Source organism: Bacteroides muris (ex Fokt et al. 2023) (assembly GCF_024704895.1).
In the GTDB taxonomy this organism is placed as follows: Bacteria; Bacteroidota; Bacteroidia; order Bacteroidales; family Bacteroidaceae; genus Bacteroides; species Bacteroides muris.
In genome coordinates this window covers 15,256-32,606 of record NZ_JAMZEE010000009.1, presented here as the reverse complement: position 1 = coordinate 32,606, position 17,351 = coordinate 15,256, and the positions used below count along the sequence as shown (strand labels likewise).

General features: G+C 45.8%; 15 protein-coding genes, 1 tRNA gene and 1 pseudogene. 4 read left to right on the top strand and 13 right to left on the bottom strand.

Going from position 1 to position 17,351, the window contains the following annotated elements:
- Positions 1–115 precede the first annotated feature (115 nt).
- The 3 genes and pseudogenes from M1B78_RS05325 to M1B78_RS05315 form a co-directional block, all read right to left on the bottom strand.
- Positions 116–996 (bottom strand): annotated as a pseudogene (locus tag M1B78_RS05325) (alpha/beta hydrolase).
- A 177-nt stretch (positions 997–1,173) separates the two neighbouring features.
- Positions 1,174–1,665 (bottom strand): peptide-methionine (S)-S-oxide reductase MsrA, encoded by a 492-nt coding sequence (msrA, locus tag M1B78_RS05320; RefSeq protein ID WP_257940101.1) that lies wholly within the window; start codon positions 1,663–1,665, stop codon positions 1,174–1,176.
- A gap of 122 nt (positions 1,666–1,787) precedes the next feature.
- Positions 1,788–1,860 (bottom strand) — tRNA-Arg (locus M1B78_RS05315).
- Between the two features lie 212 nt (positions 1,861–2,072).
- Here M1B78_RS05315 and asnA point away from each other — a divergent pair.
- Both asnA and ung read left to right on the top strand, forming a co-directional pair.
- The gene (gene asnA / locus M1B78_RS05310) at positions 2,073–3,110 is read left to right on the top strand and encodes an aspartate--ammonia ligase (protein WP_257940100.1); all 1,038 of its coding nucleotides are present in this window, start codon (positions 2,073–2,075) and stop codon (positions 3,108–3,110) included.
- A 104-nt stretch (positions 3,111–3,214) separates the two neighbouring features.
- Entirely contained in the window at positions 3,215–3,877 is a 663-nt protein-coding gene (gene ung / locus M1B78_RS05305) for a uracil-DNA glycosylase (RefSeq protein WP_136008987.1), read from the top strand.
- A gap of 3 nt (positions 3,878–3,880) precedes the next feature.
- Here the strand turns inward: ung and M1B78_RS05300 are convergent, their stop codons facing one another.
- From M1B78_RS05300 to M1B78_RS05290, 3 genes are all read right to left on the bottom strand, one after another.
- On the bottom strand, positions 3,881–6,658 hold the full coding sequence (locus tag M1B78_RS05300; protein ID WP_257940099.1) for a putative LPS assembly protein LptD: 2,778 nt from the start codon (positions 6,656–6,658) through the stop codon (positions 3,881–3,883).
- A gap of 79 nt (positions 6,659–6,737) precedes the next feature.
- Positions 6,738–7,274 carry an HD domain-containing protein gene (locus M1B78_RS05295; protein WP_257931221.1) on the bottom strand — a complete coding sequence of 179 codons (537 nt, stop codon included), beginning with the start codon at positions 7,272–7,274 and terminating at the stop codon, positions 6,738–6,740.
- Positions 7,275–7,310: 36 nt separating this feature from the next.
- A complete protein-coding gene (locus M1B78_RS05290; protein WP_257940098.1) occupies positions 7,311–9,035 on the bottom strand; it encodes an ArnT family glycosyltransferase in 1,725 nt (574 codons plus the stop codon).
- A gap of 186 nt (positions 9,036–9,221) precedes the next feature.
- On the opposite strand from M1B78_RS05290, the gene M1B78_RS05285 reads away from it, so the two are divergent.
- Positions 9,222–9,596, top strand: a complete 375-nt coding sequence (locus M1B78_RS05285) for a GtrA family protein (protein ID WP_257940097.1) — start codon at positions 9,222–9,224, stop codon at positions 9,594–9,596.
- Here M1B78_RS05285 and lepB read toward each other — a convergent pair.
- The 7 genes from lepB to M1B78_RS05250 all read right to left on the bottom strand — a co-directional run bounded on the left by lepB (position 9,593) and on the right by M1B78_RS05250 (position 15,999).
- Positions 9,593–10,639, bottom strand: a complete 1,047-nt coding sequence (gene lepB / locus M1B78_RS05280; protein WP_257940096.1) for a signal peptidase I — start codon at positions 10,637–10,639, stop codon at positions 9,593–9,595. The two genes, M1B78_RS05285 and lepB, sit on opposite strands and share 4 nt — an antisense overlap.
- 91 nt (positions 10,640–10,730) lie before the next feature.
- Positions 10,731–12,185, bottom strand: coding sequence for a hypothetical protein (locus tag M1B78_RS05275; protein WP_257940095.1), 1,455 nt, complete (start codon positions 12,183–12,185; stop codon positions 10,731–10,733).
- Positions 12,151–12,498 (bottom strand): hypothetical protein, encoded by a 348-nt coding sequence (locus tag M1B78_RS05270; protein WP_257940094.1) that lies wholly within the window; start codon positions 12,496–12,498, stop codon positions 12,151–12,153. The genes M1B78_RS05275 and M1B78_RS05270 overlap by 35 nt, the downstream gene beginning before the upstream one ends.
- Before the next feature lie 89 nt (positions 12,499–12,587).
- Entirely contained in the window at positions 12,588–12,890 is a 303-nt protein-coding gene (locus M1B78_RS05265) for a hypothetical protein (RefSeq protein ID WP_257940093.1), read from the bottom strand.
- Positions 12,891–12,990: 100 nt separating this feature from the next.
- On the bottom strand, positions 12,991–14,187 hold the full coding sequence (locus M1B78_RS05260; protein WP_257940092.1) for a 6-bladed beta-propeller: 1,197 nt from the start codon (positions 14,185–14,187) through the stop codon (positions 12,991–12,993).
- 14 nt (positions 14,188–14,201) lie between these two features.
- Positions 14,202–14,660, bottom strand: a complete 459-nt coding sequence (locus M1B78_RS05255; RefSeq protein ID WP_257940091.1) for a hypothetical protein — start codon at positions 14,658–14,660, stop codon at positions 14,202–14,204.
- 49 nt (positions 14,661–14,709) lie between these two features.
- A complete protein-coding gene (locus M1B78_RS05250) occupies positions 14,710–15,999 on the bottom strand; it encodes a hypothetical protein (protein ID WP_257940090.1) in 1,290 nt (429 codons plus the stop codon).
- Positions 16,000–16,367: 368 nt separating this feature from the next.
- Between M1B78_RS05250 and M1B78_RS05245 the strand changes: the two genes are divergently transcribed.
- The gene (locus M1B78_RS05245; protein WP_257940089.1) at positions 16,368–17,339 is read left to right on the top strand and encodes a glycosyltransferase family 2 protein; all 972 of its coding nucleotides are present in this window, start codon (positions 16,368–16,370) and stop codon (positions 17,337–17,339) included.
- Positions 17,340–17,351: the final 12 nt, after the last annotated feature.

The window sequence follows — 17,351 nt, the reverse complement described above, 5'->3', positions numbered from 1 at the left end:
GAAGGCGACTCAGGCTATGACGCTTTCAGGATTTTGGCAGACCTCACCATGGTATAGGTAGTCCTCTTAGTAGAATGGCGCATATCATTCAGCTTACTGAAAAATAGAGTTTTTTTCAGAGAGGTTTGTTTGGCAGAGAAATTCCAACCGCAGAACGGAAGAACAACGTTTTCAGTCCGTCATAAAATCCCGGAAGAGCAACCGTTCCATGCGTCTCTTCCGGGAACTTTTTTGATACCACCCGCAAATGCCGCTTCTCCATACGAGGAAGTGCACTCCCTATAAATCATCTGTCAGGGGAAAGTGAATCAGCTTCCTATCAGGACGCGGCTGAGTGGCAAACGCAACATACAGTTGCTTTCCTGAAAAGTCAACCTTATCTACCTGCCGTTCTACCTGTTTCTGAAAATATCCTTTATCCCACCATAAACTGGGGTCTATGGCAATGTATGTATCAAATGCACCGGGATAATTCAGCAAAACATGCAGCGTGAACAACCCGGCATAAGAATGTCCGGCCAACAAGTGTTGTCCATTCACCGGCAAGTTTTGTTCCACTGCGGGGCGTAGCTCCTCCGTCAGAAAACGGCAAAATTGTCCTGCCCCACCCCCTTCCGGTTTATCGCCCGGACGGACAGTTCCGTCACGCCGGGCAGCAGAACAGGTTGGCGTTAAGTCTCTGGTTCTGTTTGTATTCAGGACAGCCACAACGATACAGGGCGGTAAGGAAGAAACTTTGGAGGTGGAAAACAAGCGAGTAAAACCTACCACCGAATGAAAAAAAGAATCACCGTCCAGCAAATAAAGAACCGGATAACTTTCCTCTTTTTCACCCGGGCGGGTTGCAGGTACATACACCCAATATTCTCTAGCCTCATTCAAGACATGCGAAAACAAAGTGTGGCAGGTTCCGATAGAAATAGCTTCTTGCGCTCTCAGCGGAAAACCGAGCCAAGTAACAACTACCCATATGAACAGAATATGCAGGCTTCTCATTTCAATTCTTTTTTCAGTCTGCAAAGTTCGCAAAAAATAAGTTGACTACCTATCCCTATTTTTAGGTATTCTCACGGTTGAAGGCTTTCCGTAAAAATCAAATGCATGCAGGAGTTCCTGCGCGATACGGCTGCGGCACGTATCTTCATTACTTATTAACAGTATATCCATTGTCCGTTACTTTTCCAGATTTAAATACTCGCCATCTCCTTCTTTCTTCATCTTCGCTTTACGCGCCAAGTCGAACAAGGCGGGGTTAATGTGGCAATATCCACCCGGATTTTTGTCCAGATAGTCTTGATGATAATCTTCGGCGGGATAGAAGTTCTTCAAAGGCTCTATCTCTACAACCAACGGACGGGAGTAGTTGGCAGCCAGCCGGTCAACGGTTTCACGAACAACGGGCAGGTCGGCGGTATCCGTATAATAGATATCCGTGCGATACTGTGTGCCTCTATCACCTCCTTGCTTATTGAGGTTGGTAGGGTCAATCGTTTTGAAATAAAGGTCGATAAGGAAAGGCAAGTCCACCTTATCGGCGTCATACTGCACTTTTACGGTTTCGGCAAAGTCCGTGGTGCCGGTACATACCTGCTGATAGGTAGGATTGGCTATATTTCCATTGACATATCCCACCTGAGTAGCCTCCACACCTTCTATTTGTTTCATACCTCTAACTCTATGGAAATTATAACAAGAAAGAGAACCGTATGGTTGACTTTTCTGGATGTATTGTATAAAAAAGAACTCCCTTTGCAAAGTATTCATGCAAAGGGAGTTCCTTTCTTGTGTGACCCCGGTGCGATTCAAACGCACGACCTTCAGAACCGGAATCTGACGCTCTATTCACTAAGCTACGGAGCCAAATGTGGATGCAAAAGTATAAAAAAATTAGCTAATTCCTAACATTCAAACGCTTTTTATATCAAATCAAGGAATATCTTCATTATTACTTTGAGAAGAGTAACCGCAATTATACAAACATTTTGTTCTTTTTTTCCGCAAAATAAAAACAAGTATCAATATTATTTCTATCTTTGCCAAACAATTTAACAGAAGTTACACTAAATAAATTTATGAGTTACCTGATAACACCTGAAGGTTACAAACCTTTATTGGACTTAAAACAGACTGAATTAGGGATTAAACAAATTAAAGAGTTCTTCCAATTGAACCTTTCTTCCGAACTGCGTTTGCGACGCGTGACAGCTCCACTGTTCGTATTGAAAGGAATGGGTATCAATGACGACCTCAATGGAGTGGAACGTGCTGTGACTTTCCCTATCAAAGATTTGGGCGACGCCAAGGCTGAAGTGGTGCACTCTCTCGCCAAATGGAAACGCCTCACGCTTGCCGAATATCATATCGAACCGGGATATGGCATATATACAGACATGAATGCCATCCGTGCCGATGAAGAACTGGGCAATCTGCATTCCCTTTATGTAGACCAGTGGGACTGGGAACGCGTCATTACTGCCGAAGACCGCAATGTAGAATTCCTCAAGGAGATGGTAAACCGCATCTATGCAGCCATGGTGCGCACAGAATATATGGTATATGAAATGTATCCGCAAATCAAGCCTTGCCTGCCCCGGAAACTTCACTTCATTCATGCCGAAGAACTGCGCCAATTGTATCCGGACTTGAAACCCAAATGCCGCGAACATGCCATTTGCAGAAAATACGGTGCAGTGTTCATCATCGGTATCGGATGCAAGCTGAGCGACGGAAAGAAGCATGACGGACGTGCTCCGGACTACGACGATTATACCAGCAAAGGTCTGAACGACCTGCCCGGGCTGAATGGCGACCTCTTGCTATGGGACCACATCCTGCAACGCAGCATCGAACTTTCCTCCATGGGTATCCGTGTAGACAAGGAAGCCTTGCTTCGCCAGCTCAAAGAGGAAGGAGAAGAGGAACGCCTGGAACTTTACTTCCACAAACGCCTGATGAATGATACACTGCCGCTTTCCATCGGTGGCGGTATAGGACAGTCCCGCCTCTGCATGTTCTATCTGCGCAAGGCGCATATAGGTGAAATACAAGCCAGTATCTGGCCGGAGGATATGCGCAAAGAGTGCAAAGAACACAATATACATCTGATTTGATATGCATTTATCCCGTCATATAATGTAAAGTTCAACCCGTCAAAAGGTTGGACTTTATTTTTTATTTTGTACTTTAGCATCCTAAACTACTAACAGTTCCAATTATGAATGTTCAAATAGAAGAAAGCTGGAAAGCACATCTGCAATCAGAATTTGAGAAAGATTATTTCCGTACATTGACTGATTTTGTACGGGACGAATATGGAAAATATGCAATATATCCTCCGGGAAAGCTGATATTCAACGCATTCAATCTATGCCCTTTCGACAAAGTGAAAGTCGTAATAATCGGTCAAGACCCCTATCATGGTCCGGGACAAGCACACGGACTTTGTTTCTCCGTAAATGACGGTGTCCCCTTCCCACCTTCCCTACTCAATATTTTCAAGGAAATAAAAAATGACATTGGCACTGATGCCCCCACTACCGGCAATCTGACACGCTGGGCAGAGCAAGGCATATTGCTGCTCAATGCTACCCTCACAGTACGTGCACACCAGGCCGGTTCTCATCAAAACCGCGGTTGGGAAACATTTACAGATGCGGCCATCCGCATTCTCGCCGAAGAAAAAGAGCATCTTGTATTCATTCTTTGGGGGGCCTATGCCCAACGCAAAGGAGCATTCATCGACCGCAACAGACATCTGGTACTTACCTCCGCACATCCGTCTCCCCTATCCGCCTATAACGGTTTCTTCGGGAACAAGCATTTCAGCAAAACAAATGACTACCTGAGAGAGCACGGAGAAAAGGAAATCGTTTGGTAAGGATTAATACCATTGAATGTTACTTTGAGTCTGACTTCTCTGTTCCCATTTCAAATCCTGCAGAATGCTTGCATTGGCACGGATAGTAAAGTTATAGTACTTCCAGCGTCCGAAAGGTGATAGGGCAGCCGTCATACTGAAACAGTGCAGGTCACGTGTGATGTTGAAAGCGGTCTGCGTTATCTCCTTCGCATTGAAGTCATAACCGGAATTGAAGCTGACAGCCCATTTGTTGGTAAGCTTGACGTTACCGTTTATATTAAGGGAGTTCAGGCTGAATTTGTACGGATAGCGCATGTTCTTACGATTAATGGGCTTACTAGTATCTTCCGTAATATTGAAACCGGTACTGAAATTGATTGACCAAGGCATCTTGAACACCTGATAGCCATCAGCATCGGCAGCAGCCTTTTCCTTCTTCTTCTTCGGAGTGCCATCTTCAGTAGTTTCTCCCTCCATGTCACTGTCTCCCTCCGCCGAGGCATTCTGGTCTTGGTCCTGCTCCTCGTCATCCTTCTGACCGGTGAAGAAGTTCCTTATTTTCTTCCACGAATCATTGTTCACAGTCCAACTGAACGACGTACCATATCCAGACCAACGGCCAAAACGACCATAAGACCATTCCGTACGGTTACCGGGCACTACCCTTCCGTTCTCGTCAAACTCGTAAGCATAGGTAGCAAAGGTAGAGCTCATGCTCAACGTATAGCTCTTGCTCAACTTCAGACGGAGATTAAAACTCAAGTCACTCCAAGGACGCACCTGGGCGGCCGTGTTGTAACTGATGCCCATACTCAAATCGTCAATCAGACTCACCTTGCGGATAGAGTCATTCTTATCCTTGAACTTCATTTCAAGGTTGTTGGAAACATTGAAGCTGATAAGCCCCTGCTTTCCCCCACTTGGCGGACTGAACACCTGACCAGCATAATAGGAATACTGCACGGTATCACGAATACCGTTCTGATCTTTTATATAAGAGTCATAATAGCCAAAACGGGAGGAAGTGAAATCGGGCGCAGCGCTGAAACTGACGGAGGGAGTGATGACGTGACGTATCTGTATCTCCTTCTTCTTCATAAACAATGGCTTGTACATACCATAAACTTTGGTATTGATGCCCAGACTGGCACTGTAGTCGTATACACGGTGAAAGCCGTAGGTTGTATCATTCACCTCCTTGCCTTGCTCACCGTCCCAGTCCTTCTTCACCTTGCGGGTGTACCAACGCTCCGTATAGTTTACGGTAGGTGTCACATTGAAGTACTTGAACAAGGTAAATGTGGCACTTACCGGAATCTCATGCTGCATACCGTTCTCCCAATCGCGTATCAGGTTCTTCTTGAACAACAGATTGTCCTTCGTCTTGATGCTGTTCTTCACACGGCCGGTATAGCGAACGGAAATCTTCTCATACCACTTTTCATCTCCCACTGCATGCTTACGCTTGAAAGGGAAAATGGTACTCAAGGAAATGGTCATGTCCGGCAGAGTCACCGCGATAGAAGAGTCACGCATGGTCTGGGCAATATTACCTGAAGCGGAGATGCTCAGATGCTGGTCGGGAAAGTTACGCGAATAGCTGACACTGGAAGTCTTGGTATTCTGTGACATTGCCTGGGAGTTGTACATATTGCCGATATTGGTACGCTCATAACTACTGGTAGCAAAGTTGACACTGGCGGAAAAAGTAGAATTGGGGCTCGCTTTCGGATCCTGCCGATGAGACCACACCACCTTGAAGTCTTTGGCAACGGAGTAGTCGGGCAAGCCTTTGTCACCTGTCTTGGTCACCTGATAGCTTGCCTGTAGCAAACCGGAATATTTGTAACGCTTCGCATAGTTCGACTCCATATTCAGCGCCCAAGAACCTTTCGTAAAGATGTCCGCCCTCAGTTTCAAATCCATTTGGTCACTGATGGCGAAGTAGTATCCGCCATCCGTCAGACCGAAGCCACGATTGGAATCATCCATATAGGTAGGCATCAGAAAACCGGACTGGTAACTGCTCGAGAAAGGGAAAAAGAAAAACGGCACGGCAAGAGGAAGGGGTACATCCTCTACTACCAAATAGGCTGGTCCCGTCACCACATTCTTTTTCGGACGTACCTTGGCGTATGTCATCTGCATATAAAAGTGGGGGTGGTCATGATGGTCACAAGTCGTATAACGACCGCTTTTCATATAGAGTTCATCATTATTCCCCTTCTTGGCATTATTACCGGTCACATATCCCTCGCCCTGCTGGCTGACAACATTGCTGATAAGACCTCTTTTACTCTTGAAGTTATAGCGGATAGTATCGGTTTCGTAGGAGGTGTCTCCGTCTTTGAAGACCGGTCTTCCCTTGGCTGTTCCTACAGAATCGACCACGCCACGGGCAAAAACCGTACTGTTGTCCATATCCATGGAGATGACATCAGCCTCCAGGTCAGCACCCGGATAGCTAACCTTTCCCTGGCCGTAAAGATGGGCAAACCCACTCTGTGTAAATACAATGGAGTCATTGGCTTCATAGGCTACGGGAGCATCCAATGCATCCTTCTTGGGAGGCTCAGCCGCTACCGTATCTTGTTGCAACGAATCGGCAGGAAGCCCCTTTCCCCCTTGCAGGGAGTCTCCCATCTGCAAACTATCCCCTACTTGCAACGTATCTGTCCGCTGAATATTCGGAAGGACTACCTTCCCTCTACGATGCTGAGAAACAGCCCCACCGGAGAAAAGAAGTAAGACGAATAGTAGTATGAATGATATGAATGTATTTGCTTTCAATGGCGTCATTAACTAATAGTTTACGCTTGGAGGGGCAAAAGTACGTAATTTATACGGATAATTTCCCTTTTTAAAGAAATTTAGATTGCTACAAGAACAGTTCGCACCAATTATCAAAGCGACGTACCCCTTCTTCACCATAACGTTCCAAACTTTTACGGGCTTTTTCCACACTTTTCTCCTTTTCCAAATGAGTTTTTGAATAAAACTTATCGGCAAAACAGATAACTTGTTCTTCCAAACTAACCGGAACCATTTCGCGATGCGGCACAGGTAAATCCTGTGCAATGATTCCCTCCAATGAAAGTCCGGCACCCGTATGACGTTCACAAACCAAAGCATGGCGGGGATAGCCTTCACCACGCATCAAGTCGGCTCCCAAATAACCGTGACAAATATAAGGCTTGTCACCAAAACAATAAATGCCTGGCGCATCTGTAAGAAAAATGCCTATATCGTGCAACATGGCAGCCTCATACAGAAAATCCTTATCCAATGAAAGTTCCGGATGGCGATTGGCAATCCACAACGACTTGTCGGCTACGGAACGGCTGTGCGTCAACAGTATATGCCGCAACTCATTCTCTTCCAGATAATATTTATTAATGATATCTATCGGATTCATTTTAAATTATAAGTTGTAATTATGAGTTATAAATCGTCAATTATCAAACGCCCTGAATTTATACATGCAGATTTCATTACGTATATCACAACTGCGTCTGTCTGTACGGAATATCTTTTCCAGATTATACGCCTGCTCCAACTCTTTCAACATATTCTCCTCCTCTTTTACGGGAACCAACAAATATCCCTCCCCACTGGCCGGATGTTCCTTTTCAATATGCCGCATGCGGTCATTCAGATAAAAGTTGACGCCATAGAAACTCATTTTCGAGTAAGAATAGACCACACCTTCCGGAACATACGCATTGACCCTCTCAGCCAGATGTTTATCTGATTTCACAGCCAGCACCGTAGGCTGATAAACCGAATCCAATGATACGAAAAGGCAAAGCATACATCCTGCTATAGCATATAATAATGACCGGCTATCCGCACGCTTTATCACCATGCGTAATGTGCAGACAGTGGCTACTACGGGAAGTGCCACCAGGAGCCACTTTGGAACAGACAAAGCCACATCCTCCAACGCATGCATAAAGGCTACATTCTCAGCGGCATGGCGTCCGCTTCCAAAAATACTGTCGGGAACCAGGCCCAGACGAACTACGACAAAAACAAGCGTAAGCAACAAGCCCAAAGAAGCAAAGATGATTGCACAAATCCTAAGAGCCCGTGCCCCCTTTTGTACTAAAGCCAACAGATACTCAGCTATCAGCACTGCCATAAACGGATAGATGGGAAGTAGATAAACACTCCGCTTACTCTTGGGGATGCAGTAGAAGACAAAGATTATCAGAATGACCAACCACGTGAACAGTTGTACCGGAGACTGGTTGCGGAAAGCAGTCCAGCCCTTCTTCAACCGCAACAGCAGGGTCTCCCCTTCCGGCAGGCAACGCATGTTTTTCCACTTCAAGCCAAACAAGGAAATTACCAAGACCAACGTCCAGGGAATCCATCCCCAAATCAAAGTCAGGAAATTATACCATATAGGATTTTCATGGGACTCGTAGGACATTTTGCCCATAAACCGCCCGGTATTCTCCTCCAGAACCAAATCGAGGAACGGTTGTCCACCTTGTCTGTAAGCTACGTATACCCAAGCAAAATAAGGAACAAAAGAAAGCAGGCCGATACCTGCCAACGAGAAAAACGCTTTCCAGAAGGAACGTCCGCGCAACAACTGATAAACGCCGATACATGCACAAGGGAATATGAAACCTACCGGTCCTTTGGTCAACGTAGCACATCCCATCAGCAGTACCGCAAGCCAGGGCACTCCGCGGCATCCCTTCTCATCCCAGCGGAACAGCAGGCAAAGGGAAATAACGATGAAGGCGACCTGAACCATATCGACCCGGCAAGCGACAGCAGCCCGATGCACCTCGAAAGAAGACAAAAGAAGCATAGAAGTCAGAAACGCCGTTTGGAGGTTTTTACGTTTTGCCACAAAGGCAAAGAACACCAACTGCATGGCTAAAAAAGCCAATGCAGACGGGAAACGGGCGGAAAACTCCGTCACTTCTCCAAAAAGGGAAGAGACGGCGGCTATTGACCAGTAGAAGAAAGGGGGTTTATAAGCAATATCAGTACCATAGTTCACCGGAAGTATCCAATTTCCACTCTCCAGCATAGAAAAGGCAACAATCGCCTCTCGCGGTTCTCCCTTGGAATAAAAAATGGTTTCTCCCAAAAAGGGAACAACCACAAGCACACTCAGCAGCGCAATAAACCAGAACGCCTTCTTTCTGTCCGACATACCTTATTTGTTTTTTATGTTTTCTGGGCGCAAAGATAGCGCAAACCGAAAGCAGATGCAAATTTATTTGCAATTTGCTAAGATGCAACTTATTTCATACGGCAAAATTACAAATAATTCGGAGACAATACCTAACTTTGCTCCCCTAATGATAATAGTAACAGAGAGTAGATATTTAATGTCAAGATGAAGCAGCTGAAACAACTACCGGAATTTGTACGCTTCGTAATGGTGGGCATCCTTGCAACAACTCTGCACTACGGATTGTATTTTGTGTTGCAACAGGTTATCAATGTAAATATAGCCTATACACTGGGATATGCCCTCAGCTTCATCGCCAATTTCTATCTGACCGCTTACTTTACCTTCGGCCGCAAGCCTTCATGGAGAAAAGCGTTCGGATTCGGAGGAGCACATCTGTTCAACTATCTGTTGCACATAGGATTATTAAATGCCTTTCTCTGGATGGAGCTCCCCAAGCCCTTAGCCCCCGTTCCGGTTTTCGCCATTGCCATTCCGGTCAACTTCCTGCTGGTGCGGTTTGTTTTCAAGCCCCGCTAGTCGGAAGCCATTCTCCCCACAATATCTTCCCAGCAGATGCATCCGAACCTCCGGCTATCATAAGAATTGCTTCTGAAATCTCCCATGACAAAATAGTGTTTGGGAGCAACCACTATATCCGAAAAAACATCATAAGAAGAATACTTTGAACCGGTATCTTTCAAGGCCTGCCCATTGACGTACACTTTTCCATCCTGCATTCTTAAAGTATCTCCGGGCATACCGATAATCCGCTTTATATACAAGTTATTCCCTTTTCCGCGCTTAAAGATAACAACATCCAGCCTTTCCGGTTCTCTAAATTCGACCATGCGTCTATACCCCCAGTCCCTAACGGTATCTTTCTGCATCACGCCAGGTATAAAGCAGAGCAGGTTCAGTAAAAGAGTTTCAATAAATCTTCTGGGCATCAACGCTCCATACGAAGCTTTGTCGCACCATATCCATTCCTGAGGTTTCAGAGTGGGCAACATACTGCAAGAAGCTACCTTGACAGGTTCCCCGACAAGCATCTTTATCAACAGTACCAACAGCAAAGCCACGACAAAATATCGTGAAAAATGCCGGGCGGACATATTCTTTTGTTCAAAGTATAATCCTGACAATAAGCGGAAATGCCTGTACCCGTCCCTCCAGGAACGAAGGTAGGGATGTCGTTCCCGTCCGTCAGGATATAATATGGTGGGGACTTCGCATAGGGAATGACGGCAGAGCGCAGCCTTCACCACCATTTCGGATGCAAATTCCATTCCTGTTGCAGTGACGCCCCACTGCTCATAGGCACTTCTTCTGAAGCCACGCAAGCCGCAATGAAAATCCTGTATCGGGATATGGAACAAGACACGCCCCATGAAAGAGAGGACCGGATTTCCCAGATAACGGTGAAGAAAAGGCATGGCATCCGGCTTTATGCCTCCGGAAAAACGGTTTCCCATCACCAAATCGTACCCTTCCGACAATTTTTCGGTGAACAGGGAGAGGGCGGAGAAATCATAGCTGTCGTCCGAATCTCCCATAATGACATAAGTTCCAGAAGAACTCATGCGCCTTTCTTATGCAAGAGCCCAAAGTCTTTTCTTCATTCAGGCAGGGCATTACGACAGAAAAATCCACATTCTTCATAGGGTACTATTTTCAAGGTTTTACAATTCTGTAAACGGCAAAAGTATTGTTTTGCAACACCTTCTCGAAGCGGTGCCTGTTTTCTCTGAAAGTGGAGTGAGGATATTGCAGGTAAGTCTGGCGGAAAAGAAACTCGACATACCAATCTGCAGTAGCCTGCATATCATCCAACTTCCCGGACAGATTGCACGACAGACGTCCGGTATATAGATAAATGGCGCGACTTTCTCCACAGGCCACCACATCATCGGGAGATGAATGAAGGTTCAGATATCCGAACACCTCGCGGGCATCTTCCGATTCTATGTCGGGATTAAGGGAAGTATAAACAGGCGCTTCCGCCTTGACCACAGTCGCCACATTGCATAGCATGTTCACACACAAGAGGCCCGAAACAACCGCAAAGGCCCGCTTCCCCCAGCAGGCTCCGCCATATTCCACAGCCCATTCCATTCCCTTCAGGAAGAAGAGAAGGGCGAACGGAAAGACATGTGTCCAATAGCGTATCTCATTATAGGGCCACACAATCAGGAGAAGGCATACGGGCAGGAAATAAGCAATCTCCGCCGGATAGCGGCGTATGCAGCAAGCAAGCCCCACTCCCGTGAAGAGCCAGAAAGCGATACAAAAAGAGAAGTGAGGAAAGGCCATCAATATGCCTGGATTGAAGAAGAAGCTCTGCATATTCTGCCATATCCCCGCCGGTGTGACATACTCCAAGTGATGAAAGTGGCTGAGATAGCCGCTGGGAAAACAACAGTTCCAGCATAGAAAGAACAGAGCCGCAGAGAGATATGGCAGCATAAGCCTCCGACCGCGGCACCCGCTCCGAAACTGCGCCACCATCAAGGAGGCGAACAAGACATATCCTTCAGTGCGTATCTGCGCCGTAAAGAGTAGCAGCACTCCCAACAGCAGAGGAAGTGCACCGGAACGGCATTGCCCGTTGCCATAGCAACGATGTATGCCCCAAAGCGAAGCGGCGATAAAAAACAAGAAAAACAGTTCGCACGATACATAATTGCAAAAGTACAGGTAGAAAGTATTGAATCCCAACAAAATGACGGCAGCCAAAGGCAGCAGCCCATTCTTCTCCCTTTGCCTGAACAGCAGATAGAAAACCGCCAACGCACCTATAAAGAAAACGGTTTCTGTGATTTTGAACGCTTGATAGTCCATCCCGAAACATTTCAAAGGTACAGACAGAAGAAGGGGACCTCCCCAAGGATAAAGCACCGGAGAATAGCGTTGGTAGGTAGACATATCTATCATCTGCTGCATGTCATGCAGCACTTTTTCCGCATCTCCCTGCCACACGCACAAGGCCTGACGGAGATAAAGCGGAAAATCTCCATTGAACACACATCCCGCCGTAATGAAGCGGGACGTGCAGTACACAAGGGCCACGGCCACCGGCACAAGCAGCAAGCACTCAATCAATCTTTTTCGGGATAAGCCTGTAATCATAATCGGCATTCTTGAGTTTTTCTATGGAATAGAGCTTGATTTCGCTGTCCTTGTTCCCAAGGAACAAGAAGCTGTACACCGGCACTCTTCCGTCACACGCCTCCATGGTCAGCGACAAGTTTCCACCCAAACAGAATACCAACGTATTGTCTTTGGTATACTTCGGATTCAGCAACATGGTTTGCAGTTTGTTGTAGGTCTTCAGCTTGGGATTTTCCGGCATGGCTATCACGTACTTATAGCTGTCTTTCCATACGGCATCCAAATCCACGGATTCAACATGCGTCTCGGTGGCAGTTGCGGCAATCAGCATGGTGTAATCCCTCTTTGGCCGATTTTGTGAAAACATGCACACACTACACAACATAAAAACACAACTCATAATGATTCTTTTCTTCGTCTTCATAATTCGTCTGAATAATAATGATTAATAATTGATTTAAAATATTCTTCCGACAGCATCGGAACCACCTTGTCGGGAATAAACAGATGCTTCACTTCCAGATTCTTTTCGAGCACGAAACAATAAGGAAAATGCACATGCTCGGCAGGCAAACCGATTGCATCTTGCGGCACATTGCAAAAAGCCAACGGCACCTCCAGCCTTTGCAGCAAAATCTTCAGGGCATTGTTGTTGTCATACGAGCCCATCACCAATATGTGATCCTTCCACTTACCTCCTTCTTTGCTGTGCTTTCTCCACAAATGCCGCAGAGGTTCTAAGTTTGCCCACCAACCATACGTTAGTACCCAGCAAAAACAGAATAACAATCCCTCCAATCCATTTATAAAATGTATTCATGTATCAATGTCTCAAATGATAAAAAAACAGCACCGGATTATTATCCTCCGTCAATCCGTCATATAGCTTTTCCAGTGTTTCATCCTGTATCAACGGACTATTATATATCTTCTTTTTCAAATACAAAACGGTATTAGCCGGCTGCTGAACCACATAGGTATTATCGCCCTGACAGACCAAGGGTGTATCCCGAGTGAAACAAAATTCAAACAGCGGATTCATATAGTTTCCCGAGCATCTAAGCATAGAGCCCGTCTTACGATTATGAACGACAAAAGGATGCCAATAGGTTTTAGGAACGGAGAAAAAGAACACTGACACATCTTTACAGAAAACGTAATCGTCAAGGGTGACTGTCCTATTTAAAAGTTCTATATAAGTATCATCATTTATATCCTCGGTTATTTCCGGATACCCTCCTCCCACAATATCAAGCTGATAGAGTTTCGTACAACCGTTTGTTCCTACTTTATAGAATGATTCCGTCCAAGGTTTCTTCAAATATACATCGTCACCATATTTTCGGAACGGGAACATTCCATCGTTTATCCGAAACAATTTGGTCTGATGAGTAGGAAGTGCCCTATACTGGATTTCCTGCTTCTCCGCATTAGTGGCAACGTACAGCATCGGACGCGTTTCTTCCTCACTCAAACCGCTGTTAGTAAAACCTGCAATCAGCTGTTCATCGACTTCCTCAATGGCTTCAAAATGATTCGTACCCGTTCCTAAACGAACCGTCTTTTTCAAATCGCCAACAAAATCATAGTACAGCAACTTAGCGGCCCAATCCACTATAACCAGATGCTTCTTGTCGGCAGACAAAGCTATGTTGCATAATCGTATATACTCTTCCAGTCCTTCCCCCTCCTGTCCTATTTTCCGGACAAAGCGCCCTTGCATATCAAAGCAAAAGACACTCTTTGCCATTTCCCTATCCATTACAAAAATGTAATCGTCCGTACAAACCATTTGATTGATAACACCAATCAAGCACCTTTCATCTGTCTGCAAACGGACAAACTTCACATCATCCATCAGGCTGTCAAAAGGAACAGCCGGAATTTTATTGAGATCGATAGTCAATTCTATGGCTGTGGTATCTTCCACATGCTCCATCAACTCTTCAGAAAGATTCCGACCTCTTTTTTGGCAACCTATAAGGGTCGCCAAAAACAATATATAAATAACGGTTCTCATAGTTCTTGCAACGGTTATTGCACACAGGGGTTAGTAATGGAGCATACAACAACATAAGCAGGCTCTCCACAATAATATTTCGTTGCCATAAATTCTTCAGTCACTTCAATATACTCTTCACTGAAAGATCCTGAGAAATTCGTAGTATCGGCAGTAATTGTCGCACCGAAATTAGCTCCCCATCCGGAGCCACCTATCCCAATCCCCGCACCGGCAGAACCTCCTATATTGCTACCGGATCCGCTTGCATCCCCTTTCTTAACATAAGTCTTTCGGGTACATTTAACCTCTGTATGCTCCTGCTTTCCAAATCCGGTCGTTGTTCCATTCACTCCTCCCACATGTGCCTGCACGCTGGGATGCAATGAAGCGGTAAGCAACCCGTGTCCTTCCATTGCGTTCTTCACATTCATTACAACTCCGCCCATCAACAGAAGGGCACCTGCTGCTACGAGCATTTTCTTCGTTTTCATAACTTTAGATTTTCAGTTAATTAAAAATGTTTATAAAGCACAGCCAGCCTCAATTTTCAAGCCTCAGCTGCTGTTTTTCTCTTTGTTTCAAAATATCACTCACATCCTGCTTCAGCACAGTGGAGTTTCTCCAGTTCAAGGAATAACTCCGGGTATAACAAGCCAAATAGCCGAAATAGAATACGAACAGCACCCATGCCCACCTCCGGCAGGATTCATATACCTTATATATGCCTACCCCCACAAGCAATGCCACAACCGCATAGGGCATATACAGATAGCGGTCTGCCATGATGAAATACCTGGGCAAAGGGACAATATGCAATACGGGAAGCAACTGCAAGACAAAATAAAGGGAGCAGAAGCAAAGCAAACGGGAATTTCTGTTTTGATAGAGTAAATAGCCAACGAAGCATATCACTCCCGGATAAACCCACAGCCACAAAGGAACAGCTTCGCCCACCGTATAGGGGAACGGATAGAGATAGGACAACCGGAAGGGGAAAAGAGACGACTGCATATAGCCGAACAAGGAATAAAATCCAAACAGCAAACGCTCCGGCAGATTATACCCGACAGTAGTTTCCGGCACATGCCTGTTTGCCCACATCGTGACTAAAAAGATGCATACGGCAGGCAAAACATAATACAGCTTTTCGGCATAAATGCTCCAAGAAGACAAACTACGCCCGAATACATAGCGGTCTATCAGCAAAAGACAGACGGCAAGTGTCACCACCTGCTCCTTGCTGCCCGCCGAAAGGAAAGCAAAAGCAATGCCGATGACAAAGAAAGACTTCCGCCCGGTACATACATATCTGCAATACGCCAATATAGACAGATAATAAAAAAAACAGCCCAGCAGTACCTTGGAGGCACTCACCCAACACACCGCTTCGACGTTCACAGGATGAATGGCCACCAACAGCGAAGCTATCAGTGCACAATACAGACTAACCTTGCGGGAATAGACCAATGAGCAGAGAAGCCGATACCCCATATAGTACACCAAAACAGTGTTGAGTATATGCAGCAACACACTCCCCCAATGAAACCAACGGGGATTGTAACCCCCGAACAGATAAATCGCAATGTAATAGAGTTGGTTTATAGGAGAATATTGCCCATATTCGGAAGTAGCAAAGATGGTTTTCAAGTTGCTTCCCGTGATTCCTCCCGAAGTCCTGTCATTGATAACCTGCCACTGGTCATCCCAAAGATAAAGAAAATCGAAGCTACCGATATGCCCATAACCCAGCACAACAACCGTCACAAGAATGACGATATGCCAAAAGTGGATGCGTTGCCCGCCCCGAGGCACCATCGGTATGTTTTCCATAATTATTTCCGGTTATTCAAGGATGCTTTGATGCCTCCCTCCGCAAATATAACTCCTTTTTTTTCATTCGCAACTGAAACGGCCCATAAATCAACCAACAATCCACGACTCTTCCATTCAGGTAATCGCTCCCTCTTTATTGTTGCTTCTGCCGAAGAGCGGTAATCTTGCCACAGGATGTAGGTTTCCCACCTGACAAACACTTGCAATAAAGTAGCAAAACACAGATAATTAAATCATTAAGTATTCGTAGTAAAAGTAAAAAAGATAGGCTGCAAGCTTGATTTCACTTTTCTATTTCTATTTTCACTATCCGATAATTTGCTTTTCTCCCGATTTCTTGCGAATATTGCAAAAAGATTTGTTCTATGATGGAAAACCCTCCCATACTTGCCGTTGTCGTGCCTTGCTACAAAGAAGAGGCAGTGCTGCATGAAACCCATAAACGATTGAGCCAATTGTTCGACCAAATGATACAAGCCGGACAGATTTCCCCGGAAAGCTACATATTATATGTAAATGACGGAAGTACCGACCGGACCTGGACCATCATCAAAGAGCTACACGGAAGCAGCGCATACGCCTGCGGGCTGAACCTCGCAGGAAACGTAGGCCACCAGAATGCCCTGCTTGCCGGACTCAATGCCGTAAAAGACCGTTGCGAGATAGCCATTTCCATTGATGCAGACTTGCAAGACGACATCCGGGTGATTCCGGACATGATAAACAGCTATGAAGCGGGCAATGACATCGTCTATGGCGTACGTAAAGAACGGAAGACCGACACTTTCTTCAAACGCAACACCGCTTTGGTCTTTTATCGGCTGATGAAGGCAATGGGAGTAAAATCCGTCTATAATCATGCCGACTACCGCCTGATGAGCCGGAGGGCTGTGCAGCACTTATGCCGTTTCCGGGAACGCAACCTCTTTCTTCGGGGGCTGGTTCCCCTCATCGGTTACCGAACGGACTGTGTGTACTACAACCGCGACAAGCGCTTTGCCGGAGAGTCAAAGTATCCTTTCCGTAAGATGCTCAACTTTGCCATCGACGGCATCACTTCCTTTTCCGTAAAACCCGTCCGTATGATTTTCTGGATAGGTTGCATATTCATCCTTATCGCGCTGTGCGTCACCGGATGGACGCTTTACTCATACATACAGCACAACACCGTTCCCGGATGGTCATCACTGATAATTTCCGTCTGGCTGGTAGGAGGCGTGATACTTGTGTCGCTGGGGATTGTGGGCGAATACATCGGCAAAATATACATTGAGGTGAAGGACCGACCGCGCTACAATGAAGAAGAACTGCTGATGCCGGGCAACAAAGAGACATAATCCCAGCACCTC